We start from the raw sequence: 25,469 nt of genomic DNA on the forward strand, positions 1-25,469 counted from the left end.
TTGGCCTCACTGTTGGCATGGGTGCGCGGGTGAAACGGTGGAGCCAAAGCCCCACCAACGGGAAATGTTTAGCTGGGTGAAAAACGCCTGCCAGGAAGGGAAAGGGGTCGGCGTCACTAGATCGCTTGAAGTTGTTCGCAGTACGAACGGAATACGCTCACCTGTGTGTTTCCACCCTCTAGGTCGCAAAAATCGTGGCAACAAGGCAACAGGGTCTATTTCACTGATTTTAATAGATTTTTTAGTGGCAACACTGTTGCCACGGTTTTTTGAAATGGCAACAGACACACAACTACATAGGTATATAAAGATATGTGTTGCCATTGTTGCCACCTCTCTTATTACTAAGGCAACGCTAGAACCCGCGTGGTTGCTGGCCGTTGCCTTGTTGCCACTGTTGCCATAGAAACTAGGTTCACGCGTAGTTAGGTTCTTGAGCTTATGGGCCGAAACTCCTCTTTCCTGGCAGGCGTGAATTTCCCCTCTATATAATTCCTCTCTCTGACACTCGAAAAAGGCGGCAACACGGCAACAGCCATAAAGCCTATTATTTTCAGTGCCTTGTAGGCTGCCACCTGTAGCCGCTATTTTTGAAACGGCAACGGATAGGGAGAGAACGCCAGAATTCGCCCATGACGCTTGGTTTTTCATGGGTTCCTCCGCTCTGTCTCCAGCTTGTCGGGATCAATGACGAAAAAGCGCGTGCTCCCTCCTCCTGGCAGGCGGTAGTTTTTCTGGTTGCGACCATAATCCACCTTGGCCAACACACCGTAGGTTTCCAGGGTGCGTATCACCCGCTCTCGGCCATAGCCTGAGGCAGCCTCGCTCAGTGAAGCGCGGTTAAACAGGTAGAAGCGTTTTAAGCCCTCTATTTCGTAGTAACCGGCACGGTGCTTAACGTTGGGATTAGGCAAGGTAGCGGCGATGTCGGAAAAGCGGCTGTCACCGTGCATAGCGATAAAATCCGATAGCGCGCTAAGTATTTGACGATCTTCGGCGTTACCGTCACCGACCGTAAGTAACCACTCCTCAAACAGTTGGCGGCAGGCACTCGCGGCATCGTCGGGCTTCCAGGGTAAAAGCCCGTAACTAACGGCTATCTCTCCTGCCAGCGCGATAATGGCGAAACGATCCGCTACCCTGCCCGCTTGCGGCCCCTCCGCTGGAAAAGCATCACGCACCTCTGCAAAGCGCTGATAGAAAACGTCGGGATCAGTCTCTTTAATCAAGCGCTCCACGAACGCAGGCCCCACCATGCCGTAGTGGTGCGCGGTTGCTGTTGTCAGCTTCCTATGGAATGCGGCGCCACTCATGCCATGAACATCATCAAAGGCGCGATAGGTGCGGGTGCCCGCGTTTACGTCCACCATGCGCAGCTCTGCCCCGGCGTGGGCGGCATTGCCTGAAATGGCCGCATGCTCAGAAAGCGAGCGCTCCCCACTGGAAAGCGCCAAAACACGCCAATAAAGCTTGGGGCGACCTTCCCGCTCCCGCGTCATGGTGCCTTTGCCGGTGCCGTTAGCGATGGCGTAGGCCATTTCTTGTACCCGCTTGGGATCGGCGCGTTTGATCTCGTCCAGAATCAGCACCGTGTCATTGCGTGATGATGCCTCGATCTCGATACCACCCTTTGACATATCCCAAGAAGCCGCAAAACGGCTAGGGTCGCCCCACACTGAGGCGGCGATAGCCTGAGCCAGTGACTTACCGCTTGAGGAGTCACCCACCAAATGCACGCCACCGCCGTTTACGCCTACCTTTGAAAGCAGTGGCCCCGCCAGTGCGCAGCAAACAGACAGGATCAGTACCGGGTTTCCCTGGCAGTAGTGCGCCAGTTCGCTTTGCCAGCTTTCCAGCGTGCCCCGCTCAGAAAATAGGTGGGCACCCTTGCCGCTGTCCTGAAAGCGCACGTCCTGGCCGCCTAAGATTTTGCTAGGGAGAACAAATGCACCGCTTGCATCGTGCCAGCCCGGCTTGGTCGTGGTGGCCAGCACTCGATTTAAGTCGTGGTGACTGGCGATATAGGCAGGCACATAGCGCCGCTGGTGGTACTCCACTTTTAGGCCCTGGCGGAAAAGGGCTTTTAATATCTCCTCGCCCTTCCCGGCCAGTGCTTCCATGGGCATGACGTATTCAATGACCTTGCCCCGGTGCTTGAAGCGCAGTAAGCGGCCTACGCTGCCGTCATCACTGTTTAGCGTTTCAGCATCCACATGCAGCGGCGCACAGATCCATAGATCAAACGGTTGGCCAATATCATCACCTTGGCCCTGCTTAATACCGTGAAACCATGTGCCCGCTCGAAACAGCTTCCCATCTACCAGCGTTTGGCCTTCATACACGGCATAGCTTGGGCGCTCTAACGTGTCGATCTCCGGCGCAGTGGGTTGGCCAACTAGCGCAAGGTGGCTTTGCTGCTCGCGTTTTTTCTCACTCATGGTGGCCCCCTTGTTGGCGATACCAGCACGCCAAGTCGTTAAAATCGGTCAGGATATGCGGGGCTTCTTTCGGCCAAGCCGGGAACAGCACCAGTGCCCCAACCGCTAACGCGGCGGCATTGGCGGCAGTACGGCCAGGGTTTCCAGGGGTAGCGCGGTCGTCGTCGCCTGCAATGACCATTTCAAGGTGGCCATAGCGCTCACATAGGCCACGCGCAACCGGTTCTAAATTGCCCGCGTGCATGGCACACGCCACTGGCTCGCGGGTGTGGGCGTGGATCGTGGCCCCGGTGGCCCAGCCCTCACAGACATAAAGGGTCTTTCCAGGCATGACACGACCAAGCGGGGAGTAAGCCCCCAGCACCTGCCCGCCTTTCAAAAAACGCTTATTCCCTTGGGCATCGATCAGTTGCACGTTGACCAGCTCACCATCCGCATAAAGCGGCACCATTAACTGGCCTTTGGGTGTTTGGCGCAGTCGGTAAGGGCTAATCCCTTTGCTCACCAAATACGTATGGCCAGGGCAAGCAGGCTGGCCATTGAGCCAAAGTTGCTTGGCCAGTTGGGCGGCTTTTTGTTGGGCCGCTAGGCGTTGCGCTTCCGCCTGCTGGCGTAGCTGGCTTTTGGTGGGGGTAACTGCAATGGGGGGTGAGGTTTGCGCCTCACCGTTACGATGAAAAATGCCCAGCCCCAACCGTTGATCGATCATCATGGCGGCGTCTACCTGCCGACAGCTGCGCAGGTAACTAAGCAGCGACACAAGGTCGCCGCCGTGGGCGTCGGGATCAGCAAAATCGTTCCACTTGCCGCTGGCCAGTGACACACCAAACGAGCCTTTCCCCTGGTCGTCGCGGGCCGTGTTGCGTGCTACCCATTCGCTGCCCTGGCGCGCACCATCTGGCAGCCATTCAGCCACTAGCGTTTCGGCGTCATTAAGCGCGGCAATAGCCACTTGCTGGATTTTTTGAACGGTCGTCTTAGGCATGAGCGCCCCCCTTCCTGGCAGGCGCTTGTTGGCGTTTTTCGGCTACGCGGGCGGCCATGAGCAAATCAAGCGAGTCGGCTAACAGTAAGCGGCAAGACAACGCCACGTTAGCTAGATCACGTACATCAGCGCAGGCCCCAGGCGCATCTAGCGTGCTTAGTGTCATCATGAGATTGCTAGCTGCTTCCAGGCGGGTTTCGCACTGGTCGAAAAGATCCTCTGATCTGGCGCGGGGGTCGATCAAAAGACACTCGGCCTCGGTAAGGCAAACCGCATCTTCAAGGCGTGGGGGGATGGGTGAATTAAGCATTACCCACCTCCTCGACGCATAGGCGCTCAAGCTCGATGAGTAGTTGGTCGTGTTCTTGATAAGAGAGGGCGTTTAGCGCGGTGGCCATACGTGCCATACCCAACAGCTGCTGAAGCTGTTCAGGCTTACGGTTCACACGATAGGCAATCAGTTTTGCACCGATTAGCGCGGTAGCGATATGCGAGGGGGAAATTTGGGTGTGCGTGTACGCACCTTGGCTGTGATTGGCCATGGGTAAGACTCCTATTTGATCTTTGGAGTCACCAACAACCGTTCTCACACGATTGGAGGCGACTGTACGCAGGGTGAGAAACCGGTCAAATAGGAAACCGGCCACGCCGAAGCGTGCCCACGCACAGCCGCCATAACGACGCACTTCAGGCGGAAAAAAAGCGCCTGCAGTGATAGGGGCGCTGTAGCGCCTATTTGAACTCGGGTTCTCACGCCCGGCTGTAGATTTTGCTACAGCACTATCATGATAAGCATTCCCCAGTGTTCCTCGCAAGCTTTTGAGGCAGCAAATTACGCACAATTTGATAGGCTTCATGTCTTCCCTTTGATGTAACTTCGCTTGGCCCCAGTGCTCCCCGCTCTGGGGCCTTTTTTGCGATCTTTGGGCAAAACTTCCCCATACCCACTGGGCTTGGCCCAGCAGCGTTATGCCTATTTGGTAGGGTTAGGGGGTTAGCAGTCGGTAAGGATCTCGGCAGGTGGCTGGTGACGGTTGAAGCGCTCCAAGCCATCGCCCTGGCCATCTAACCATTGAGCGCTGATATCACCGGTCGAACCTTTACGGAATGCCTTTCTGCTGGGCGATTTGGTGGCGTCTACCATGGCGGCTTCAAGCTTGACCACATCGCCAGCGGTGAGCTTTAGCGTGGTGCCGTTGATAGTGAATTCAAATTGGCTCATGCGTGGCGCTCCGGCTGGTGTGTGGTCATGCGTAACGGGGTGGGGATGCCTTCTAGCCGCTGGCGTTTGCGCTCTTCCAAACAGTTGGCTATCCAGCTATCCACCTCCTCCTCTAGCCAAGCAACGCTTTTGCCGCCAATCGGCACCGGGGCCGGGAAAGTGCCCTGGCGAATACCGTCATAAATGGCCGAACGGCTTTTACCGGTTTTCTGCTCGACTTCCTTGCGACGCAGCAGGCGATTACCTAGCTGGATCTTGTTCACCGTTCTGAAAGGCGGTGTGTGAGTGGTGAGTTCAGGCATTGATTTGTGTCCTCGCTGTGTCATTCCAGGCAAGTGCCCTAGTGGCCCTATGAAGCTTGACGGTTATGAGAATGACGCGCCATCGGTGCGCGTTGTGCCACGATTCCCGCCCAACGGGATGGAACGCGAACGATTTTGGACAGCTAGCCGGGCATCCAAAGCGGCTTTGGATGACAAAGGAAAGATTGGTTTTTGATGAGCCATATGATGGGTTCCTTTAGCTAGTGGCGACGCTGCAAGCCTTACGCTTGAGACACCACTAGCTTGACGAGGAACGAGGAGGACTACCAGAAAGCGCTGTTGTAAGAACTGTATGGATATACAACAGAAAGTCACTAAGAAAGGTTGACACGCTGCTATAGCTTCAATATCGAAGCGATATCAAGTGACTCTGGCAGCTAACCAACAGCAAAAATGCACGTCATGCAAATTATTATATTAAAAATCATATACTTATAATAACTTCATTAAACGTTAATCACCTGCATGCGCTGTTGTATGAAATGCCAAATCCTACAACAAGAAGTCTCATTCTTTCGCGTGTTGACTGATTTCAAGGCTAGCGTTAGTGACGAACTGCGCCTTTCCCACCGACGCTTACACCCGCCTCAATCGCCATGAGCACCATGGAAGTATCTACGACGGTCGATTGCCCTTGATGGAGGTTTGTCATGGCAATGATATGTGCAAATTCTGCCGGAATATGCGAACTATCATAGCCATACTTTGAGAACGTATAACAAGCATCATCAGGCACCCAAACAGTAAACCCCAAATTACCCGCCGTTCTTACCGTTCCTTCAATTGATTGATCACTAGTCGCGCCACAGATAACCAACTGCTCTATACCGCGCTTCCTCAACCAAGGCTCTAACTCTGTACTCAAAAAAGCATCGGGTATGCTTTTATCAACAATGTGCTCATTGGGTAATGGCTCGAAGTCCGGTTGAAAATTAGAGCCTGGACTACCTGGAGAGAAAGGCGAATCTGAATTCTTTGATATATGACGCACGTGGATGACGGTAAGGGAATGCTCTCTCCAAGCATTAAGCAACCTAAGCATATGTGATTCTGCTTTAGGGTTATTGCGCTTTTGAGTGTAAGAGAAATATGCGTTTGCATCTTGCTGATCAATAATTATCAGCGCGCATTGGCTTATTTCTAAACTATCAAGCCTGAAACTCTTGAGATGCTCATCGTCAGTGAAGTCAGAGAACGTTTCGTCAAATTTAAAGCGCGCGCCACAAGCCTTATTCTTACACTCTCGGTAAGTGACATAGTAACCATTCGTCATTTTCCGACTTGAGCGGATCCTTGTCTCAGTGTTACAGCTTGGGCAATGAACAGGGATTTTGAGCCTCATTCTAACCTCGTTCCAATTTTCTCTAAGTAATCCGCCCAAAACTGCATCATGGCGGGCCGCTGATCCGGTGCCATGTGCTGGGCATGGGTGTAAACGCCTTCAATGCCAGGCAGCTTGTGCGATAGCTGTAGCTCTATCCATTCTCTGGGGTAGCCCAACTCTTTTAAGCCGGTGGCCACCACATGTCGGGTGCCGTGGGGTACGTGACGCCCTTCATAGCCCATACGCTTTAGAGCCATGCCAAAGGCCGCATCTGATAGCGGCTTTCTGGGATCGTTGCGACCAGGAAAAAGTAGCTTGAACGGGCCTGTTAGCGTGTGCAGGTAGCGCAGCGCATCAATGGCTTGTGTAGGTAGGGGCACTTGGTGTGCTTTGCCCATTTTCATTCTCTCAGCTGGGATCTTCCACACGGCGGCTTTCAGGTCGAACTCTGCCCACGCAGCTTTGCGCAGTTCCCCAGGGCGCACGGCGGTCAGCAATAGCAGCTTTAGACCAACACGCACCATGGGGCTTTTATCGTACGCCTCAATATTGCGCACAAGCTCCGGCAGCTCCTCTTGGGGTATGTGGTCAAAGCTACTCTTCTTGTACGGTTTAAGCGCCGTATTTAGGTCGGTAAGAGGATTGTAGCTAGCCCTACCCGTAATGATGGCAAAGCGGTAAATATCCCGGCAAAAAGCGTGTAGACGTCGTCTCTGCTCGAATTTGCCCGCATCCTCAAGGCCGCGAAGCATTTCCAGCCATTCCAGGGGCAAGATAGTTTCTATCGCACGATCTCCCACTTTGGGGAAAACATACATTTCAAGCACGCGCTTGCTGTCATTGGCACGTTTAGAGCTTTTTTTCCAGCGCGGCACCATCGCGGCATGCCACTCCATGGCCAGCACTTTAAACGTGTTTTGCGTGGTGTACTGCTGCTGGCGTTTGTCGCTCTGCTTCTGCTCTACGGGGTCAATGCCCTGGGATAGCTGCCGCCTTATGTCTGCCCGCTTCTCTCGCGCTTCAGCAAGGCTTACCTCAGGGTAAATACCCAGGCTGGTCATGTTGCGCTTGCCGTTGGGTCGCGTGTACCGCAAACGCCATCCACGGCGGCCATCAGGCCAGATCCTGAGTTCTAATCCCAAGCCATCAGAGAGGCTAATAATTTTCGTGCTTGGCTTGGTTGTGTTTATTTGTCGGATAGTTAGCGCCATGTTGGTATACCGAGCAACTTCGAATGGAGGTATATACCAACAGGTATACCACTTAGCACCGAGATTGGGAAGGAACAGCGAGGAACGATGAGGAGCTAAAAAACCATGTATTTCAGAGTATTGTACTCTTTTTTAGGCCTTCCCAGGACTTCTAAAGAACCCCAGTTGGCGTCCCTGGCAGGAGTCGAACCTGCGACCTGCCGCTTAGGAGGCGGCTGCTCTATCCTACTGAGCTACAGGGACTTGGCTTACAGAAGGGGCGCGTAGTATAGCGTGTTCGGTAAAACACTCCAACCCGCGCGCACGTTATTACACCCAGCCGAGCAGGCGCAGGGCAAAAATGCCCAGGGTGATGCTGATACTGGCCATCAGGGTGGTGATGGCGATGATGTTGGCGGCCAGGGCGGCGTTGCCGCCCATGGCTTTTACCATCACGAAACTGGCCGCGGCCGTGGGGCTTGCGAAAAACAGAAACAGCAAGCCAAGGCGCTCGCCGTCAAACCCCGCAAGCCAGGCCGCGGCGGTGGAAAGCACCGGCAGCACGGCCATCTTCATCAGGCTGGAACTCAGTGCCACATCGCTTTTATCGCGAATGCTGGACATGGAGAGCGTGGCGCCAATGCAGATCAGCGCCAGCGGCAGCGTGAGCGAGGCGAAGTAGTCACCGGAGGTCATCACCCAGCTGGGCAGGGAGATGGAGAGCGCGGTAAACGGCAGCGCCACCACCACGGAAATGATCAGCGGGTTGGTGGCAATATGCTTGAGAATGCTCTTCCAGTTGGTGGCCTGCCCCGGCTGGTAGGTAGCCAGCACGACGACCGAAAGCGCGTTGTACATCACGATCACCACGCCTACCAGCAGGCTACCGGCGGAAAGCCCGTAGTTGCCGTACATGCCCGCGGCAAGCGCCAGCCCCACTACCCCGCAGTTGCCACGAAAGGCGCCTTGCACGTAGATGCCCCGCTCGGCGTAGGGAATGCGGTAACACGCCCATAGCCAGCTCAGCACGAACTGGCAGAAGGTGGCCAGGGCGAAAAACAGCATCATCGGGATATCCAGCGCCACGCCTATATCGGCCTTGATCAGGCTGAGAAAGATCAGCGTGGGCAGCGTGGCCTTGAATACCAGCGCCGAGGCGGTCGATACAAAGGCCCGATCGATCCAGCCAAGGCGCTTCAGGCCGATTCCCAGAAACACCATGGCAAATACCGGCAGGGTGATATCCAGCGTCTGGGTAAACAGGTCAAGTAGGTTCACAGAGGTCGCTCTACCAAATCAGTACACTCACATTGATGTATCAGGGCGCCATGGTCTCAGTCGAAGATCGTCATGGGGTCTATTTCATCGGGTACGTTGACCACGACGCTATCCCGGCCCAGGCTCTTGGCGTCGTAGCTTGCCGCATCGGCGCGAGAAAGCGCATCGTCAATGCCGCTATCGTTATCGTTGAAGCTGGTTACGCCCATGCTCAGCGTGACCCGGTACTCCTTGCCTTCGTTGGTTACCGAAACTTCACTGACCGCCTGACGCAACGATTCGGCGATCAGCTGGGCCTGGGAAAGCGTACAGCTGGGCAGCAGCACGCCAAACTCGTCACCGCCCTGGCGCGCCACGTGGTCGCTGCGGCGTACTTCCCAGGCGATGATCTGGGCGATCCGGCGCAGCATTTCATCGCCCAGGGCGTGACCGCCTTCATCATTGATCGGTTTGAAGTGATCAAGATCAAACATCAGCAGCGCCGAAGGCGTACTGGTTTTCTGGAAATCGGCAAAGGCCTCTTCCAGGCGGCGCTCGAACCCGCGGCGGTTCAAGAGCCCGGTCAGCGGGTCGTGCTCGGCTTCCCAGCGCTGCAGCGCCTCCTGCTGGCGGCGCTCGGTAACATCTTTCACCACGCCTACCAGGCCAAGCGAGTGGCCGCCTTGGGTAAGCAGCACTACGCGGGCGTGAATATCCAGCCACAGCACTTCCTGGTCCAGCCGGGTAAATCTCAGCTGGCGCACAAAGTCGCTGCCGCTGCTCAGGCTGTACTGCCACATGTCGCGCGCGCCGTTACGGTCATCGTCATGAATCTGATCAAGCAGCGCTCCCATGGTCCAGTCAGAGGAGATGCCCAGCATACCCAACAGCGCCGGGTTCATGTAGGTAATGGCGCCATCGAAATCGGCAACGAACATGCCCTGGGGTACGGCACTCAGCACCGTGTCCAGAAAGGCCTGGCGTTCGTGAAGGTGCTCGACCAGCGATTGCCGTTCACCCTCCACGCGATTGAAGGTAGAGGCCACTTGCTGCAATTCCTGCATGGAGGTGGCCAGGTCAACACTTTGTCGCTTGCCCAGGCCTACTTCACCTATCTGGGTCTCCAGGTGATTGAGCGGGGTCAGGATACGCGCCAGAATCCACCACAAAAGCGGCATGATCAAAATGGCGAGCAGCAGCCACATCCATGCAAGCTGGCGAATAAAACCTGCCAGAGGAAGCTGTGCCTGATGATTGGGCAAGAAAAGCCCGATAACCCAATTGGCCGGCCATACCTGGGCGTAGGATTGCAGTCCAACCTGACCGTTGACCAGTTCCCCCACCCCGTCGCCCTGCCAACCGTCCAGCGCCTGATGAAGCAACGGGTTGTCCACCTCGCTTGAAACACGCGTATTGATAAGCGAGGAGATCGGATGATACAGAATATTGCCCGAAGCGGTGGCAACCCCCGCATAACCCTCTTCACCCAGGCGGACTTTTGCCAGGCGATTGAAAAGCCCTCCGGAATCCAGGCTGAGTACGCCGCCGATCATGCCAGCAAACTCACCGCGATCATCCAGGCGCGGTACGCTGACCACCACCATGGGCATCTTGCTCGCCCGGCCTATAAAGGGCTCGCTCATATGCGGCTGACGAGTACCACGCACCATCTTGAAAAACTCGCTTTCCGAGGTATCAAGCCCCACGCGGCCTACCACGCTTGGCCAATCGGCAACGACATAACCGTTACGGTCCATGACCACGATGCCATCGAACCAGGACATCAGCGTACCGTTATGACGTAACTCATAGCTCAGCCACTCCGGGTCGTCGCTGTAGCCGACTATCTCGCTCAAGCGTTGCAGAGCCTGAAAGCGCAGCTCTACCTGCTGAGTGACTTCATCGGCAAGCAAGCGGGCTTCATAACGCAGATGCGTCATATTGGTTTCAAGCACCATGGTTTTACCCACCTGCCATGCCAAACCCAATAGAAACGCCACCAGCGTCAGCAGGGTCACCAAAAGCCCTAACAGCAGCCGACCTTTTAGCGTTCGAAAAAAAGGCAGTTTTTTAAACAGAAAAGACAAAGACACCCATTATCCTTTTTTGCAGTACGTCCTTTTACTTACGCGGCATCAGCTATTTTTTTAAGAGGCCAAGTCACGAAAATAGAGTCATTGTGCGCGCAGATGAAAATAATAAAAGTAAATTTTTAAATCCATGTAGTTACTTGATTGAAAGAGCTAGATAAGTAAGCACTTACTGCGCCTAATTGATAAGCGCGGCTATTTCACGTATGTTCGCCCGCTGATCTCCGTTTTTAGACTAACGACGTACACCCATGGCGAAATACACGGCAGGCTACACCTCCGCAGGTATTGGCAGAATCGATACCCTTCATGCCCTGCTGCCTGAATTTAGCCAATTCTCCCGGCTGCGGCCACTGCAAAAGAGCCCCGACGCCGTGCTTGGCTGGGGGCTGAAGCCTACCAGCCTTCGCGCCAGGCGCTACGCCAAGCGCCATGGGCTACCTTATATAGCGCTGGAAGATGGTTTTTTGCGCTCGCTCGGGCTCGGCGTCAGCGGGTATCAGGCGCATAGCCTGGTGGTCGATCACACCGGCATTTACTACGATGCCTCGCGACCCTCGGATCTGGAAAACTGGCTCAATAGCGCCACCTTTACCGACGATGAGCTCGCTCACGCCCAGCGCTGCATGAAACAGCTCATCCACTATCGGCTTTCCAAATACAACCACGCCCCGGACCGCCCGGTTACCGCCCCGGCCTCGGCCCGCGTGCTGGTGGTGGATCAAACCGCGGGCGATGCCTCGATCGAGTATGGCGGGGCCGGTGCGCAAAGCTTTACCGAGATGCTCGAAGCAGCGCTTTTGAACCACCCGGACGCGGAGATTCTGGTCAAGGTGCACCCGGACGTGATTGCCGGCAAGAAGCAGGGCCATCTGCTCAAGGCGCAATCTAACCCGCGCTGTCATGTGGTGAGTGAAGACATCAACCCCTGGGCGCTGTTCGATCAGGTGGATACGGTTTACGTCGTCACCAGCCAGTTGGGGTTTGAAGCCTTGCTAGCCGGCAAACAAGTGCACTGCTTTGGCCTGCCCTTCTATGCCGGCTGGGGGCTTACTCAGGATAGGCTGCCCTGCACACGCCGGCGTGTCCGGCGCACGCTTACCGAGGTATTCGCCGCAGCCTACCTGCGCTACACGCGCTACGTTAACCCTTATACTCAGGAACCCGCCACGCTTGAAGAGACCATCGCGCTGATTGCTGACCAGAAGCGCCAGCAGGAGCGCCTGCGCGGGCAGTGGCTGGCCTGCGGTTTTTCTTCCTGGAAACGCGGTTTTATTCATCGCTTTACGGGCAGCGCTGCCCACGTTACCTATCAGGCGGCGCTGCCTGCCACGCCGCCCGAACAGAGGCTTCTGGTCTGGTCCAGCCGTATCGATGCCGCGTTTGAGCAGCAGCACAAGGCGCTGATGCCGCACCTGTGGCGCATAGAGGATGGTTTTATCCGCTCGGTGGGGCTGGGGGTGGATCTTGCCCAGCCGCTGTCGCTGGTGATCGACGCGCGCGGCATCTATTACGACCCCACCCGGCCAAGCGACCTGGAAACTCTGCTCGAGCACACGCCGTTCAGCGATGACCTGCTCGAACGCGCCGCTGCCCTTCGCGAGCGTCTGGTGGCGCTCAAGCTATCCAAGTACAACGTGCGCGGCACAAGCCACGTCGAGCTGCCAAGGGACAAGCGCCTCATTTTAGTGCCCGGCCAGGTGGAAAGCGACGCGTCCATCGCCACAGGCTCGCCTGACGTGCGCACCAACAGCGCCCTGCTGCGAGCAGTGCGCCAGGCCAATCCGGAGGCGTTCATTCTCTACAAGGCGCATCCGGACGTCATCAGCGGCGCGCGCATAGGCGCACTCGAACCCGATGCCAAACGCCTGTATGATCTGGATGCCAGCCACATGGATATCGCGACCTTGCTGGAACGTGTCGATGCGGTTCACACCATGAGTTCGTTGACAGGTTTCGAGGCACTTTTGCGCCACCGTCAGGTGGTTACCTACGGCATGCCGTTCTACGCTGGCTGGGGGCTGACTCAGGATGCCATGCACTGCGAGCGCCGATCTCGCCGCCTGTCGCTTGATGCGCTGGTCGCGGGCACGCTGATTCTCTACCCAAGCTATGTAGACCCGCAAAGCCGAAAGCTCTGTAATGCAGAAACCGTCGTCAGTCTGCTGGAACAGGCCAGAGCACAGCAACCGGCGCTGACATGGAAGCAGCGTCTTTACCGGCTATACCGCAATTTATTGATTGGAAGACATTAAGTTGAAGCAAAAGCGCGCATTCTTATTTTTACAGGGGGTCTGCTCGCCCTTTTATCAACGTTTGGCGCGTAGGCTTACCGACGACGGACACCGCGTGGTAAAGGTCAACTTCAACGCCGGCGATATTGCCTACTGGCAGCGCACCCACAGTGAAACCCACCTGTTCCGCGAGCCGCTAAGCGAGCTGCCGGCTTATATACAGTCGCTCTGGCAGCGCTACGCCATCACCGATCAGGTGATGTTTGGCGACCGGCGTCCGATCCACCGCCCTGCCGTGGAAAATGCCCCCGCAGCCGGGGTACGTACCCACGTGTTCGAAGAGGGCTATTTTCGCCCCTTCTGGATCACGCTGGAACGCGACGGCGTGAACGGTCATTCGCTGCTGCCCCGGGACCCCAACTGGTTTTACGATACCGGCAAGGCCTTGCCCGAACTGCCCGCGCCGGTGCGCTTTCGCTCATCGTTCAAGATCCGTGCGCTGCACGATGTGGCCTATCACCTGGCCGGGCTTGCCAACCCGCTGGTGGCACCGCGCTACCGCAACCACGCGCCGATCAGCGCGCCGGTGGAATACGCAGGCTATATCAAGCGCTTCACGCTGCTGAAGAAGTGGAAACCCCGGGACGCCGAGCGCATCCAGGGGTTGATCGAGAGCCAAAAGCCCTACTTCATTCTGCCGCTGCAGCTCAATACCGATGCCCAGATCCGAGACCATTCGCCCTACGCCAACATGCAGGAGGTGATGGATCACGTGATGGGCTCGTTTGCCGAACACGCTCCGAGTGACGCGCTGCTGTGCATCAAGAACCACCCGCTGGACATGGGCCTGGTGAACTACCCGGATATCATCGAGCAACTATCCAGATTCTATGGGCTGGAAGGACGTATCGTGTACCTTGAATCCGGCAATCTGGACGTGCTGATCAAACATGCTGAAGGCGTGGTCACGGTGAACAGCACCGTCGGGTTCGTATCACTCGAAAAGCAGTGCCCTACCTTTGCGCTAAGCGACCCGATCTATAACCTGGCCGGTCTTACCTGCCAGGAGAGCCTGGATGAGTTCTGGCACCAGCCGCCTCCGCCCAGCCAGCAGCTGTTTGACTACTTTCGCAAGACGGTGATGCACACCGTACAGGTCAACGGCGGCTTCTACTGCCAGCCAAGCATGGACCTGGCGGTCAACAACGCCGCCCATATACTGGAAGCCTGCCCATCGCCGCTGGAGAAACTGCTTTGAGCACTGCTGAACATCATGCCCTGCACCAACGCTGCGTACTGATTACCGGCGCGACCGGCGCCATTGGCGGGGCGCTTGCCAAGGCCTACGCGGGCAAGCATACGCATCTGATTCTTCACGGGCGCCAGCAGGCCGCACTCGCTACCCTGGCCGATGCCTGCCGCACGCTGGGCGCGCGAGTCACCACCTCCTCGGTCAATCTGACCGATGAAGCGGCGCTGACGCAGTGGCTGCAAGCGCTTTGCGCCACGCACACGCCAGATATCGTGATTGCCAACGCGGGGAAAAACACCCACCCCGAAGCGCCTGGGCAGCTGGAACCCTGGGCAGACGTGCAGGCGCTTCTGGATATCAACCTGAAGACGCCCATCGCCATGGCCCAGCACTTGGTACCCGCCATGCAGGCCCGCGGCAGCGGCCAACTGGTGTTCATCAGCTCACTGGCGGGATGGCACGGCCTGCCGACTACCCCCACCTACAGCGCCAGCAAGGCGGGCATCAAGGCCTACGGCGAGGGCCTGCGCGGCCTGCTGGGGCCATCCGGCATTGGCGTTACCGTGGTAATGCCGGGCTACGTCACATCACCCATGTGCAACGCCATGCCGGGTCCGAAGCCCTTTGAGTGGCCGCCTGAGCGCGCCGCCAGGGTCATCAAGCGCGGCATCGATGCCAACAAGGCGCGCATCAGCTTTCCGTTCCCCCTGAATTTCGGCACCTGGTGGCTGGCGGTATTGCCAGCCTCTATCTCCCAGTGGTTGATCAAGCGTCTGGGGTTCGACCATACCGATGATCTGGGAGGCGCCTGACATGACCGCCTCGTTAGTAACACAGCTGTTCTGGCCGCTGCTGGTCGGGCTTTTGGCAACGCTTGCCGGTGAAGCGCTGCTCAGCCCGCGCCCGCAGCCCTTGTGGCGGCGCGGGCTGGCGGCCAATAGCGTGCACCTGGGCAGCTGGCTTTTGCTGTTTGGCCTGTTCGTTCTGGTGCTCACGCGCCCCTGGTTTGCGGTCATCTTCATTCTTTCGCTGCAGCTGGTAGTCGTGCAGTCCAGCAACACCAAATCGAGCACTCTGAACGAGCCCTTCATCTGCCACGATTTCGAGTACTTCTGGGACGCCATTCTGCACCCGCGCCTGTATGTGCCCTTTTTCGGCACGGGCCTGGCCATTGCCGCCATCGCCGCCGGGGCAGCCGCCATCGGCGGTTTTCTGTATTGGGAGCCTTCGCTGGTGAGCCAGTGGGGCGGGCCTGCCTTCCTGCTGCATGCGGGCCTGCTTGCCCTATTGGGCGCGGTACTGGTAGCGCTTGGCTGGCGGGCACTGGCACCGATTACGCTGAACCCGGCAGATGACATGGACCGGCTGGGTCTGTATGCAAGCCTCTGGGCCTACGGCGTGGCGCTGATGCGCTCCGCCCCGCCAGCGCCGGAGCAGTCGCCTTTTCATCAGCTGTCCGAGAAGCTTGCGGCCCGCGGCCAGCGGCCTTCTGATGAGGCGCTGGCCAACGTGGTGCTGGTGCAGAGCGAGTCGTTCTTCGACCCGCGCCCCTGGTATCCGGATATCGCCGGCGGCCTGCTTGCGAATTTTGACGCCACGCGCGCCGAGGCCCTTCAGCACGGCGAGCTAAGCGTGCCCGCCTGGGGTGCCAACACCGTGCGTACCGAATGCGCGGTGCTGACAGGCCTTGCGCCCAGCGCCTGGGGCCCGCGTCAGTTCAACCCCTACCGCACGCTGTCGCGCCACCCGCTGCCAAGCCTTGCCAGCACCTTCAAGGCCGCTGGCTACCGCACGGTGTGCATTCACCCCTACCCCGCCAGCTTCTATATGCGCCACAAGGTGATCCCGCAGCTTGGGTTCGAGACGTTTATCGATATCGAAAGCTTCGAGAGCAGCGACCGGGAGGGGCAGTATATCGGCGACATGGCCGTGGCAAGAAAAGTTGGACGCCTGCTCGAGGATAGTGATAATAGGCCGCTTTTCGTGTTCGTGATCACCATGGAGAATCACGGGCCGTTGCATCTTGAAGCGCCGGTTCAGGAAAGCCTCGCGGCAGCGCTGCCCACGGCCCCCTGGCCGCTGCCCACACATTTACGTGATTTGGCCGTATACTTGCGCCACCTGGGCGAGGCCGACAAGATGCTCGAAAACCTCAAAAGTGCCTTGAAAGAGGCAAAACGGCCGGGGCTGCTGGGCTGGTACGGTGATCACGTGCCCATACTGCCCGCAGCGTACCAGTATTTTTCACCGCCTGCCGGCACTACTCCCTACATGTTATGGTCAACACATACTCGCCAGCGCGTGCAGGGACAAGCCGAAGGCCAGGTAGCGGCACACACGCCACCGGACGACCTATCGTCCGGAAAGGTGCCGCTGCGTGCCCTGGCCGCGAGCGACCTTGGCGTCCAGCTATTTGAACAAGCATTTGGACACGATATAAGTAGCGATGTGATCAAGGCAGAACCAGAACTCAGGAGCAAGAATGACTAAACGCGTTGCCATTATCGGCGCCGCCCATCGTTTTCCAGGAACAACCCCTGAAACGTTCTGGCAGGACCTGCAAGCCGAAAAGGATTTAGTCACCCAAGTGGCCCCCGACCGCTGGAGCCATGACGCTTTCTGGCACCCGGACAAACGTCACCCCGGCACCAGCGTGACCTTTGCCGCCGGTAGCCTGGGTGATATCAGCGGCTTTGATGCCGAGTTCTTTGGTATTTCCCCTCGTGAGGCAGCCAACATGGACCCCCAGCAGCGCATGCTGCTGGAACTTGCCTGGGAAACCATGGAGAGCGCGGGCATCAAGCCCGCCAGCCTGCGTGGCAGCCAGTGCGGCGTCTTCCTGGGCGTGGCAAGCCTTGATTACTCCTATCGCATGGCCGACGACATGGCGGCCATCGACGCCTCGACCGCTACCGGCAACACCTCGAGCATCGCGTCGAACCGCCTCTCCTACGTATTTGATCTTCACGGCCCCAGCATGTCGCTGGATACCGCCTGCTCCTCTTCCATGGTGGCGTTTCACCAGGCCTGTCAGTCGATCCGCAGCGGCGAAACCAGCATGGCGCTGGCCGGCGGCATCAGCCTGCACCTGCACCCTTATGGGTTCATCATCTTCTCCAAGGCCAGCATGCTCTCGCCCACCGGCCGCTGCCAGGTGTTCGATGAAGCGGGCAACGGCTACGTGCGCTCTGAAGGGGCCGGGCTGTTCCTGCTCAAGGATTACGACCAGGCAGTAGCCGATGGCGACAATATTCTGGCCGTCGTGGCAGGCTCGGCCGTCAATACCGACGGGCACAAATCCGGCCTGACGGTGCCCAACCCCACCGCGCAGATCGACCTGATGCGCCGCGCCTACGAACAGGCCGGCATCACGCCGGACGAAATCGACTACCTGGAAGCCCACGGCACCGGCACCGCGGTCGGCGACCCGATTGAAACCCGCGCCATCGGTGAAGCGCTGGGCAAGTACCGTCACTCGCCGCTGCTGATTGGCTCGGTCAAGAGCAACGTGGGCCACCTGGAAACCGCCTCCGGCGTGGCCGGGCTTGCCAAGGCGCTGTACAGCCTGCAGCACCGTGAAGTGCCCGCCACCATCGGTATCCGCAAGCTGAACCCGCGCATCAAGTTCGATGAGTGGAACCTTGAGGTAGTCACCAAGGCGCAGCCGCTGAAAAAGCAGGGCCGCCTGGTCATCGGTATCAACTCCTTCGGCTTTGGTGGAGCCAACGCGCACGTCATTCTGGAAAGCGCGCCGGAAAAAACCGCACAGCCCGCTGTCACACCGGCTCATGCCCTGCCGGTACGCCTGAGTGCCAAGAGCCCGGAGGCTCTGGCCGCAAGCGCTCGCACCTTGGCCGCGTTCCTGAACGAGAGCGATAGCGCCTACTACGATATCGCCCACACGCTTTATCATCGCCGCGAGCAGCACGGTTTCGGCGCGCTCTGCTTTGCCGAAACCCCGCAGGAAGCCGCCACGGTGCTTGCGCAGTTTGCCGAAGGCGAAAGCCCGGCAGGCGTGGTGACGCTCGAGCGGCTGAACAACGCCCGCGGGCCGGTGTTCGTATACGACGGCAACGGCTGCCAATGGGAAACCATGGGCCACGACCTGCTCGACACCGCCCCGGTATTCAGCGATGCCATCGACCGCGTGGATCGCTTGTTTCAGCAGTATGGCGACTTTTCACTGCGCGACGAACTGGCTGGCCGAAACGGCGAACACCGCTTCGAGCTGACCGAAATCGCCCAGCCGGCGCTGTTTGCCCTGCAGGTAGCGCTCACCGAGTGGTTGAAAGCCCAGGGCATTACGCCCTCGGCGGTATTTGGCCACAGCGTGGGTGAAGTGGCTGCCGCCTGGGCGGCGGGCAGCCTAAGCCTGGAAGACGCGGTGAAGGTGATCTACTACCGCAGCTACTATCAGGGCAAGACCCGCGGCCTGGGTGAGATGGCCGCCGTGGCCATGAGCGCCGAGGACATCGAACCCTGGCTTGCCCGGCCCGAATTTGCCAAGGTGTGTCTGGCGGGCGTCAACAGCCCCAAAGGCATTACCCTGGCCGGCGAACGCGAACAGCTGGCCGCTCTTGAAGCAGCCTTGAGCGACCAGAGCATTTTCGCCAAGCGACTGCCGCTGGATTACGCCTTCCACAGCCCGGCCATGGACAGCATCCAGGCCGGCGTCATCGAAGCGCTGGCAGGCATTACCCCTCGCCCGACCCAGCTACCCTACTACTCGACGGTTACCGGTCAGATCAGCCAGGGCACCGAGCTTGGCGCCACCTACTGGTGGAAGAACATTCGCGAACCGGTATTGTTCGACCACGCCGCCACGGCACTGATCGAGCAGGGCTACAACGTGTTTGTCGAGGTCGGTGCGCACCCCATTCTGCGCCGCTACCTCAACGAGTCGCTGCGCCAGCAGGAGCGCACGGGGCTCGTCATCGGCACGCTAGAGCGCCACAAGCCGGGCCTTGAATACCTGAACAAGAGCGTCAGCCAACTGCTGCTGAGCGGGCTTGCGCTGAATGTGCAGCATCTTTTCCCCGTGGAAGGCCAGCACGTGCTGCTGCCGCGCTACGCCTGGCAGCATACTCACCACTGGGTCAACAGCACTCAGGACAGCCAGGGCCTGCTTTCGCGCTACTACCAGCACCCGCTGCTGGGCTACCCGCTTGCCCAGCAGGAACACACCTGGGAAAGCCAGCTGGATACCAAGCGCGAGCCCTGGCTTGCCGACCACGTGGTGGGCGAAGGCGCCGTATTCCCGGGCGCCGGGTTTGTCGAGCTCACGCTGGCCGCCGCACTTGCCCAGCACGATACCCCGCTTCTGGATATCGAAGAGCTGGAAATTCGCGCGCCGCTGTTGCTGGACGGCCCCAACGGCCGCGCCATGCGCCTGACCCTCGACCCGGATGACGGGCGCATGGACATCCACTCCCGCGAGCCGGCCAACGGCAGTGAGTGGCAGCTCAACGCCGTGGCCCGCACCATGCGCGAAAGCCGGGGCTTTTTGCTCGAACGCCAGGCGCCGACACTGCCCAAGCGGGTACCGGACTACACCCTCGAAGACCATCTGCAGATGGCCGAGCGGATCGGCCTGCACTACGGCCCGGCCTTCCAGGCGATCAGCCACGGCTGGATCGAGGAAGACGCCGTCATCGGCGAGATCAAGCTTTCCAGCGACGTCGAGGCCCAGCTTGCTTCTCTGCACGTGCACCCCGGCATTCTGGACAGCGCCTTCCAGATGTTCATTCCGCTGCTGGCCCAGCACAGCGAGTTCGCCGCCCAGTTGGCGTTCGTACCCGTACGCGTAGGCCGTATTCAGGTGAACACTCAGGCCGGCACGCCCGTGCTGGCCCGCGCGGTCATGGGCAAGCGGGCACCGCACTCCTTCACCGCCGACTTTGAGCTGTTCGACGCCGAAGGCCGCGCCGTGGCCGTGCTCAGCCAGACCCGCTTCAAGGCGATTCGCCTGAACCGCGCCCATCACCAGCAGTTCAGCTACCTGGATGTCGAGCTTACCCCGGCACCGCTGACCGCCGCGGCCATGACATTGCCTGCCGAGTCGTTGACTCACCTGGCAGGCCTCGGTGAACGCTACGCGGCTCACACCGGCCAGCGCTACGCCCAGGAAATTGCCCCGCTGCTGGATAGCCTGAGCGAAGCGTTCAGCCAGCAGGGCCTGGCGGTGGAGGGCAGCGACGACCAGTTGGCACCGGAAACCATCTGGCAGCTGCTGGTGCAGGATTATCCGGACTACTTTGTCCCCATTCACCTGGTCGGGCGCCTGGGTATGCACCGCCAGGCGCTGCAGGGCGGCACCACGCCCCTCGATGAGCTGGGCATTTCCGCCGAGCATCTCGCCCGGCTGAACCGCGTGCTGATCGGCGAACCCGGCTGGCAACTGCTGGCGGGCGAACTCGGCGAGCTTGCACGCGCAGCCCTTGGGGAGCTTGCAAGTGGCGAGCGCCTTGCGCTGCTCGAGGCCGGCCCGTGTGCGCCGGCATTGGGCCAGCGTTTGCTTGAAGAGCTGGCACACTCCGCGCCAAACGCGCCTTACCACTACCGGGCGATGACCACCCACGACAGCGCCCGCTACCAGGCCGAGCAGCTTCAGGAGCGCTTCCCGCTCATGGACGTGCAGCCGCTGGACGGTGCGCCTCAAGCACTGGCGGGCACTGAAAAGGCCCAGCTGGCGTTCGTGAGTGCGGACGTTACCCAGCCGGCCCTGACGCGTCAGCTGATCGAGGCCCTGCCCGGCCAGCTCGCCCCCGGCGCGCAGGTCATGGTGGTCGCCATTGCCCCCAGCCGCTGGCTGGACGATGTGCTGGCCACCCCGGGTATCGACCAAACCGCCCTGGAGCCCGCCATTTTAAGCGAGTGGCTAAGCGCTCAGGGCCTGATGGTGTCTGCCCCCATCGAGCTTGAAGAGGGCATGACCGGTGCCTACCTGCTGCACGCACAGATGCCTGCCGCCACGGGCGCTGCCGAGCATGGCCCGGCGCCGTATCAGCTGATCGTCACAGACGCGGCTACCGATGCGCTGGCCCAGCGCCTGGCAAACGCGCTTATCCAGCGCCAGGCCAAGGTGGTCATCGAGCAGGGCGAACAGGCGCCGGCAACACTCCTGGACAGGGCGCTGGCTGAATTTGGCGATACCGCCGACGTACTTAACGTGATCGACCTGCGCGGCCTGAGTGGCGACAGTATCGAGGCACAGACGCAGCGCTGTCACCGCGCCCAGCAGTGGAGCCTGGCCCTTGAAGCCAAGGGGCTGAATGCCGCCACGCTCTGGCTGACCACCCAGGGAGTCAGCCCGGTATGGCAAACCGGCGAGACACCGCTGGCGCAATTCGACGATGCCGCCTTCTGGGGCTTCGGTCGCTCGCTTGCCAACGAGGCCGTCGGCCATACCGCAAGCCTGCTGGATATTCCTGGTGACGTAAGCGACGCCGCGCTCAACGCCTGGGCGGATTCGCTGACCTTCGCGGATCGCGAGAACGAAATAGTGATAACCGCAACCGGCGAGCGCTACGCCACGCGCCTGCGCACGCTTCCCGCCCCGGCACCGGCGAAAACTGCCCAGGCTCCGGCGCGCCAGGCGATGACGCTCGGCTTTGCTCTGCCCGGCCAGCTGCGCCAGCTGCAGTGGCGCCCGCGCGAGCTTGCCGACCTGAAAGCCGACGACGTGGAAATTCGCGTCAAGGCTACCGGGCTCAACTTCCGCGACGTGATGTACACCCTCGGCCTGCTTTCCGATGAAGCCATCGAGAACGGCTTTGCCGGGCCGACGCTGGGCCTCGAGTTCTCCGGCGAAGTCGTCGCCGTGGGCGAGAACGTGACCCACGTTGCGCCCGGCCAGGCGGTAGTCGGGTTTGGCCCGGCCAGCTTCAGCGACCGCCTGATGGCCAGCCAGCACGCGGTGGCCCCGCTGCCGAACGGCGTCAGCTACGCCGCGGCCGCCACCATCCCGACTACCTTCTTCACCGTGTACTACGCGCTGAAACACCTGGCGCGCCTGGAACCCGGCGAGAAAGTGCTGATTCACGGCGCGGCTGGCGGTGTGGGTATTGCCGCCCTGCAGATCGCCAAGTGGATGGGCGCCGAGATCTACGCCACGGTGGGCTCTGAAGAGAAGCGCGACTTCCTGCGCCTGATGGGCATCGAGCGGCTTTACGACTCCCGCTCGCTCACCTTCGCCGAAGAGATTCTGGAAGATACCCAGGGCGAAGGGGTGGATGTCGTGCTCAACTCGCTGGCCGGTGAAGCCATCAACCAGAACCTGCGCGCGCTGCGGCCGTTCGGGCGCTTCCTGGAGCTTGGCAAGCGCGACTTCTATGAAAATACCCATATCGGCCTGCGCCCGTTCCGTAACAACCTGAGCTACTTCGGCATCGACTCCGACCAGCTGATGAAGGTGCAGCCTGCCCTGACCCAGCGCCTGTTCGGCGAGATGATGGCGCTGTTCAACGACGGCACGCTCAGCCCGCTGCCGTTCACCGCCTTCAGCCACAGCCAGGTGATCGACGCCTTCCGCTACATGCAGCAGGCGCGTCAGATCGGCAAGGTGGTAGTGACCTATGAGCAGCCCATTGCCCCGCCCAAGAACGATGCGTTGGGTAGTGAAACGCTGACGCTGGACAGCAGAGCAAGCTATCTGGTCACCGGTGGCCTGGGGGGCTTCGGCCTCAAGACGGCCCAGTGGCTGGTGAGCAAAGGCGCCCGCCAGCTGGTGCTGCTCAGCCGCAGCGGCCCGTCAAGCGACGAAGCCCAGGCGGCCATGGCGGAATTCGAGGCGCAAGGCGTCGAGGTACTCGCCGCGGCCTGCGATATTACCGACCGCCCCGCACTTGCCGATGTGCTGGCTCGGGTCAAGAGCGAGCTTGGCCCACTGCGCGGTATCGTGCACGCCGCCACGGTGATCGACGACGGCCTGATTCGCAACCTGGACGCTGAGCGTATCCAAAAGGTGCTGGCCCCCAAGATCGAGGGCGCTCGCCACCTGGACGCCCTGACGCGCGACGGGCAGCTGGACTTCTTTGTCCTCTACTCGTCGGCTACCACGCTGTTCGGCAATCCCGGCCAGGCCAACTATGTAGCCGCCAACCACTGGCTGGAAGCGTTTGCCGCCAGCCGGCGCGCTGCAGGGCTTGCCGCTACCTGCGTACGCTGGGGTGCCATCGAGGATGTCGGCTTCCTGGCCCGCAACACCCGCACCCGCGATGCCCTGCAGGAGCGCCTGGGCGGTTCGGCGCTGCGCTCGGATGACGCGCTCAAGGTGCTCGAGCAGATGCTGGTCACCTCTGGCCCGAGCCTGGGTGTGCTGGAGCTTGAGTGGGGCGCGCTTGCGCGCTTTTTGCCCACCGCCGAGGCGCCGCGCTTCAACGAGATTGCCCGGGCAAGCGACGACGACGGCAGCGCCGATTCCGACGACGATATCAGCGCCTTGCTGGCGGATCTTTCGCCAGAGGAGCTGCACACCACGGTGACCGAGCTGCTGCGCGCCGAACTTGCCAGCATCCTGCTGATCGAAGAGGAGAAGATCGACGTCAATCGCTCGGTCTACGACATGGGCTTTGATTCGCTGATGGGCGTCGAGCTGATGACGGCGATCGAAAACCGTCTGGGCGTTCAAGTGCCGGTCATGGTGCTGAGCGAAGCCTCGACGCTGAACAAGCTTGCCGGGGTGCTGATTCAGAAGCTTCACCAGCATGACGATGATGTTGATGAAGCTCCGCAGGATGCGTTAGCCTCCCTGGCCGCGCGCCACGGCGCGGACGCCCTTACTGAAACAGCCGTCACTTCATCGACCACCGAGACGCCATGACTGCCCATCGCTCTGATCTAAAACGGCAGTTGCTGGAGCAGGCACGCAAGCGCACCGCGCCGCGTGCCGCTTCTCCCAACGGCAGCGCCAGCGCTGCCCATGCAACTGCAACGCCTGTAGCCGAGCGCTTTACACGCTTCGACGCCCACCCGGGCTATCAGCAGCTGGCCATGCTGCGCCAGGGCGCCGAGCAGTTGGGGCTCAAGGACCCCTTCTTCAAGGTACACGAAGGCATCGCCGGCGCTACCAGCGTGATTCAGGGAACCTCCTGTATCAACTTTGCAAGCTACAACTACCTGGGTTACTCCGGTGACCCCCGGGTGACCCAGGCCGCCGCTGATGCATTGACCCGCTACGGTACGTCGGTCTCGGCCAGCCGGGTGGTTTCCGGCGAGCGGCCGATTCACCATGAGCTGGAGCAGGCCATTGCCAAGGCGTACCAGGCCGATGACGCCGTGGCGTTTGTCAGTGGCCATGCCACCAACGTCTCTACCCTGGGTTACCTGTTAGGCCCCAAGGATCTGGTGCTGCACGACGAGTACATTCACAACAGCTCCCTGGTAGGCGCACAGCTTTCCGGCGCCAAGCGCATGTCGTTTACCCATAACGACCCGGAAGCGCTGGATGCCCTGCTGAGCCGCCATCGTCACCAGTTCGAGCGCGTGATCGTGGTGATCGAAGGGCTCTACAGCATGGATGGCGACATCCCGGACCTGCCGCGCTTCATCGAGCTCAAGAAGCGCCATCAGGTATGGCTGATGGTGGATGAGGCGCACTCTTTCGGCGTCATGGGCGCCACGGGCCTGGGCCTGCACGAGCACTTTGCCATCGACCCGACAGAGGTGGATATCTGGATGGGCACCATGAGCAAGACGCTCTCCGGGTGCGGCGGCTATATTGCCGGCAACAAGGCGCTGGTCGAGACCCTGCGCTACTTTGCGCCAGGCTTTCTCTATAGTGTGGGCATGCCTGCCCAGGTAGCGGCGCCGTCCATCAAGGTGCTCGAGCTGATGCAGCAGGAACCCGAGCGGGTGGAAAACCTCCACACCATTTCGCGTTACTTCCTGCAGCAGGCCAAGGCCCACGGCATGGATACCGGGCACAGCATCGGGGCCGCCGTCGTGCCCATCATCGTGGGCAGTTCGCCGCTGGCCGCCCACCTCTCGCATACGCTGCTTGAGCAGTACCATATCAACGTGCAGCCCATTCTCCACCCGGCGGTGCCTGAAAAAAGTGCCCGGCTGCGCTTTTTCCTCGCCCATGATCACACTCAGGCCCATATCGACCAGACGCTGGATGCGCTTGCCACGCTGCTTGCCCAAGCGCAAACCTGA

Annotated in this window: 17 protein-coding genes and 1 tRNA gene; 6 read left to right on the top strand and 12 right to left on the bottom strand. The window is 59.8% G+C overall.

Going from position 1 to position 25,469, the window contains the following annotated elements:
• Nucleotides 1-6 precede the first annotated feature (6 nt).
• The 12 genes from B0H98_RS16920 to B0H98_RS01430 form a co-directional block, all read right to left on the bottom strand.
• A complete protein-coding gene (locus tag B0H98_RS16920; protein ID WP_146130222.1) occupies nucleotides 7-651 on the bottom strand; it encodes a hypothetical protein in 645 nt (214 codons plus the stop codon).
• Complete coding sequence (locus B0H98_RS01380; protein ID WP_106373282.1) at nucleotides 648-2,438, bottom strand: DUF927 domain-containing protein; 1,791 nt, start codon at nucleotides 2,436-2,438, stop codon at nucleotides 648-650. Before B0H98_RS01380 ends, B0H98_RS16920 begins: the two co-directional genes overlap by 4 nt.
• Nucleotides 2,431-3,423, bottom strand: coding sequence for a toprim domain-containing protein (locus B0H98_RS01385; protein ID WP_106373283.1), 993 nt, complete (start codon nucleotides 3,421-3,423; stop codon nucleotides 2,431-2,433). The genes B0H98_RS01380 and B0H98_RS01385 overlap by 8 nt, the downstream gene beginning before the upstream one ends.
• Nucleotides 3,416-3,733, bottom strand: coding sequence for a hypothetical protein (locus B0H98_RS01390; RefSeq protein ID WP_106373284.1), 318 nt, complete (start codon nucleotides 3,731-3,733; stop codon nucleotides 3,416-3,418). The genes B0H98_RS01385 and B0H98_RS01390 overlap by 8 nt, the downstream gene beginning before the upstream one ends.
• Nucleotides 3,726-4,280: a hypothetical protein gene (locus B0H98_RS16925; protein WP_146130223.1), complete on the bottom strand. Its 555-nt coding sequence runs from the start codon at nucleotides 4,278-4,280 to the stop codon at nucleotides 3,726-3,728. The genes B0H98_RS01390 and B0H98_RS16925 overlap by 8 nt, the downstream gene beginning before the upstream one ends.
• A gap of 137 nt (nucleotides 4,281-4,417) precedes the next feature.
• On the bottom strand, nucleotides 4,418-4,645 hold the full coding sequence (locus B0H98_RS01400; RefSeq protein ID WP_106373286.1) for a hypothetical protein: 228 nt from the start codon (nucleotides 4,643-4,645) through the stop codon (nucleotides 4,418-4,420).
• Nucleotides 4,642-4,947 carry a helix-turn-helix transcriptional regulator gene (locus B0H98_RS01405; RefSeq protein WP_106373287.1) on the bottom strand — a complete coding sequence of 102 codons (306 nt, stop codon included), beginning with the start codon at nucleotides 4,945-4,947 and terminating at the stop codon, nucleotides 4,642-4,644. The genes B0H98_RS01400 and B0H98_RS01405 overlap by 4 nt, the downstream gene beginning before the upstream one ends.
• A 565-nt stretch (nucleotides 4,948-5,512) precedes the next feature.
• Nucleotides 5,513-6,310 (bottom strand): isochorismatase family protein, encoded by a 798-nt coding sequence (locus B0H98_RS01410; RefSeq protein ID WP_106373288.1) that lies wholly within the window; start codon nucleotides 6,308-6,310, stop codon nucleotides 5,513-5,515.
• Nucleotides 6,307-7,503 (bottom strand): tyrosine-type recombinase/integrase, encoded by a 1,197-nt coding sequence (locus B0H98_RS01415; RefSeq protein ID WP_106373289.1) that lies wholly within the window; start codon nucleotides 7,501-7,503, stop codon nucleotides 6,307-6,309. Before B0H98_RS01415 ends, B0H98_RS01410 begins: the two co-directional genes overlap by 4 nt.
• A 166-nt stretch (nucleotides 7,504-7,669) precedes the next feature.
• A tRNA-Arg gene (locus tag B0H98_RS01420) sits at nucleotides 7,670-7,746 on the bottom strand.
• A 66-nt stretch (nucleotides 7,747-7,812) separates the two neighbouring features.
• Nucleotides 7,813-8,760 (bottom strand): AEC family transporter, encoded by a 948-nt coding sequence (locus tag B0H98_RS01425; RefSeq protein WP_106373290.1) that lies wholly within the window; start codon nucleotides 8,758-8,760, stop codon nucleotides 7,813-7,815.
• Nucleotides 8,761-8,816: 56 nt separating this feature from the next.
• A complete protein-coding gene (locus tag B0H98_RS01430) occupies nucleotides 8,817-10,832 on the bottom strand; it encodes a diguanylate cyclase (RefSeq protein ID WP_106373291.1) in 2,016 nt (671 codons plus the stop codon).
• A gap of 248 nt (nucleotides 10,833-11,080) precedes the next feature.
• On the opposite strand from B0H98_RS01430, the gene B0H98_RS01435 reads away from it, so the two are divergent.
• The 6 genes from B0H98_RS01435 to B0H98_RS01460 are packed head-to-tail and all read left to right on the top strand — an operon-like array spanning nucleotide 11,081 to nucleotide 25,469.
• Complete coding sequence (locus B0H98_RS01435) at nucleotides 11,081-13,084, top strand: capsular polysaccharide biosynthesis protein (protein WP_106373292.1); 2,004 nt, start codon at nucleotides 11,081-11,083, stop codon at nucleotides 13,082-13,084.
• Nucleotide 13,085: 1 nt separating this feature from the next.
• Nucleotides 13,086-14,321 (top strand): capsule biosynthesis protein, encoded by a 1,236-nt coding sequence (locus tag B0H98_RS01440; RefSeq protein ID WP_106373293.1) that lies wholly within the window; start codon nucleotides 13,086-13,088, stop codon nucleotides 14,319-14,321.
• Nucleotides 14,318-15,127 carry an SDR family NAD(P)-dependent oxidoreductase gene (locus tag B0H98_RS01445; protein ID WP_106373294.1) on the top strand — a complete coding sequence of 270 codons (810 nt, stop codon included), beginning with the start codon at nucleotides 14,318-14,320 and terminating at the stop codon, nucleotides 15,125-15,127. The genes B0H98_RS01440 and B0H98_RS01445 overlap by 4 nt, the downstream gene beginning before the upstream one ends.
• Nucleotide 15,128: 1 nt before the next feature.
• Entirely contained in the window at nucleotides 15,129-16,805 is a 1,677-nt protein-coding gene (locus B0H98_RS01450; RefSeq protein ID WP_106373295.1) for an LTA synthase family protein, read from the top strand.
• A complete protein-coding gene (locus tag B0H98_RS01455; RefSeq protein WP_106373296.1) occupies nucleotides 16,798-24,135 on the top strand; it encodes a type I polyketide synthase in 7,338 nt (2,445 codons plus the stop codon). Before B0H98_RS01450 ends, B0H98_RS01455 begins: the two co-directional genes overlap by 8 nt.
• Nucleotides 24,132-25,469 (top strand): aminotransferase class I/II-fold pyridoxal phosphate-dependent enzyme, encoded by a 1,338-nt coding sequence (locus tag B0H98_RS01460; protein ID WP_106373297.1) that lies wholly within the window; start codon nucleotides 24,132-24,134, stop codon nucleotides 25,467-25,469. The genes B0H98_RS01455 and B0H98_RS01460 overlap by 4 nt, the downstream gene beginning before the upstream one ends.

The sequence above is a fragment of the Vreelandella songnenensis genome (assembly GCF_003002925.1).
In the GTDB taxonomy this organism is placed as follows: domain Bacteria; phylum Pseudomonadota; class Gammaproteobacteria; order Pseudomonadales; family Halomonadaceae; genus Vreelandella; species Vreelandella songnenensis.

Bases quoted from the DNA above. Each gene is read 5' to 3' on its own strand.
- B0H98_RS01400 (WP_106373286.1), bottom strand. From the start codon at position 4,645: ATGAGCCAATTTGAATTCACTATCAACGGCACCACGCTAAAGCTCACC.
- B0H98_RS16925 (WP_146130223.1), bottom strand. From the start codon at position 4,280: ATGAAGCCTATCAAATTGTGCGTAATTTGCTGCCTCAAAAGCTTGCGA.
- B0H98_RS01460 (WP_106373297.1), top strand. From the start codon at position 24,132: ATGACTGCCCATCGCTCTGATCTAAAACGGCAGTTGCTGGAGCAGGCA.
- B0H98_RS01435 (WP_106373292.1), top strand. From the start codon at position 11,081: ATGGCGAAATACACGGCAGGCTACACCTCCGCAGGTATTGGCAGAATC.
- B0H98_RS01410 (WP_106373288.1), bottom strand. From the start codon at position 6,310: ATGAGGCTCAAAATCCCTGTTCATTGCCCAAGCTGTAACACTGAGACA.
- B0H98_RS01385 (WP_106373283.1), bottom strand. From the start codon at position 3,423: ATGCCTAAGACGACCGTTCAAAAAATCCAGCAAGTGGCTATTGCCGCG.
- B0H98_RS01405 (WP_106373287.1), bottom strand. From the start codon at position 4,947: ATGCCTGAACTCACCACTCACACACCGCCTTTCAGAACGGTGAACAAG.
- B0H98_RS01415 (WP_106373289.1), bottom strand. From the start codon at position 7,503: ATGGCGCTAACTATCCGACAAATAAACACAACCAAGCCAAGCACGAAA.
- B0H98_RS01450 (WP_106373295.1), top strand. From the start codon at position 15,129: ATGACCGCCTCGTTAGTAACACAGCTGTTCTGGCCGCTGCTGGTCGGG.
- B0H98_RS01455 (WP_106373296.1), top strand. From the start codon at position 16,798: ATGACTAAACGCGTTGCCATTATCGGCGCCGCCCATCGTTTTCCAGGA.
- B0H98_RS01390 (WP_106373284.1), bottom strand. From the start codon at position 3,733: ATGCTTAATTCACCCATCCCCCCACGCCTTGAAGATGCGGTTTGCCTT.
- B0H98_RS01380 (WP_106373282.1), bottom strand. From the start codon at position 2,438: ATGAGTGAGAAAAAACGCGAGCAGCAAAGCCACCTTGCGCTAGTTGGC.
- B0H98_RS16920 (WP_146130222.1), bottom strand. From the start codon at position 651: ATGAAAAACCAAGCGTCATGGGCGAATTCTGGCGTTCTCTCCCTATCC.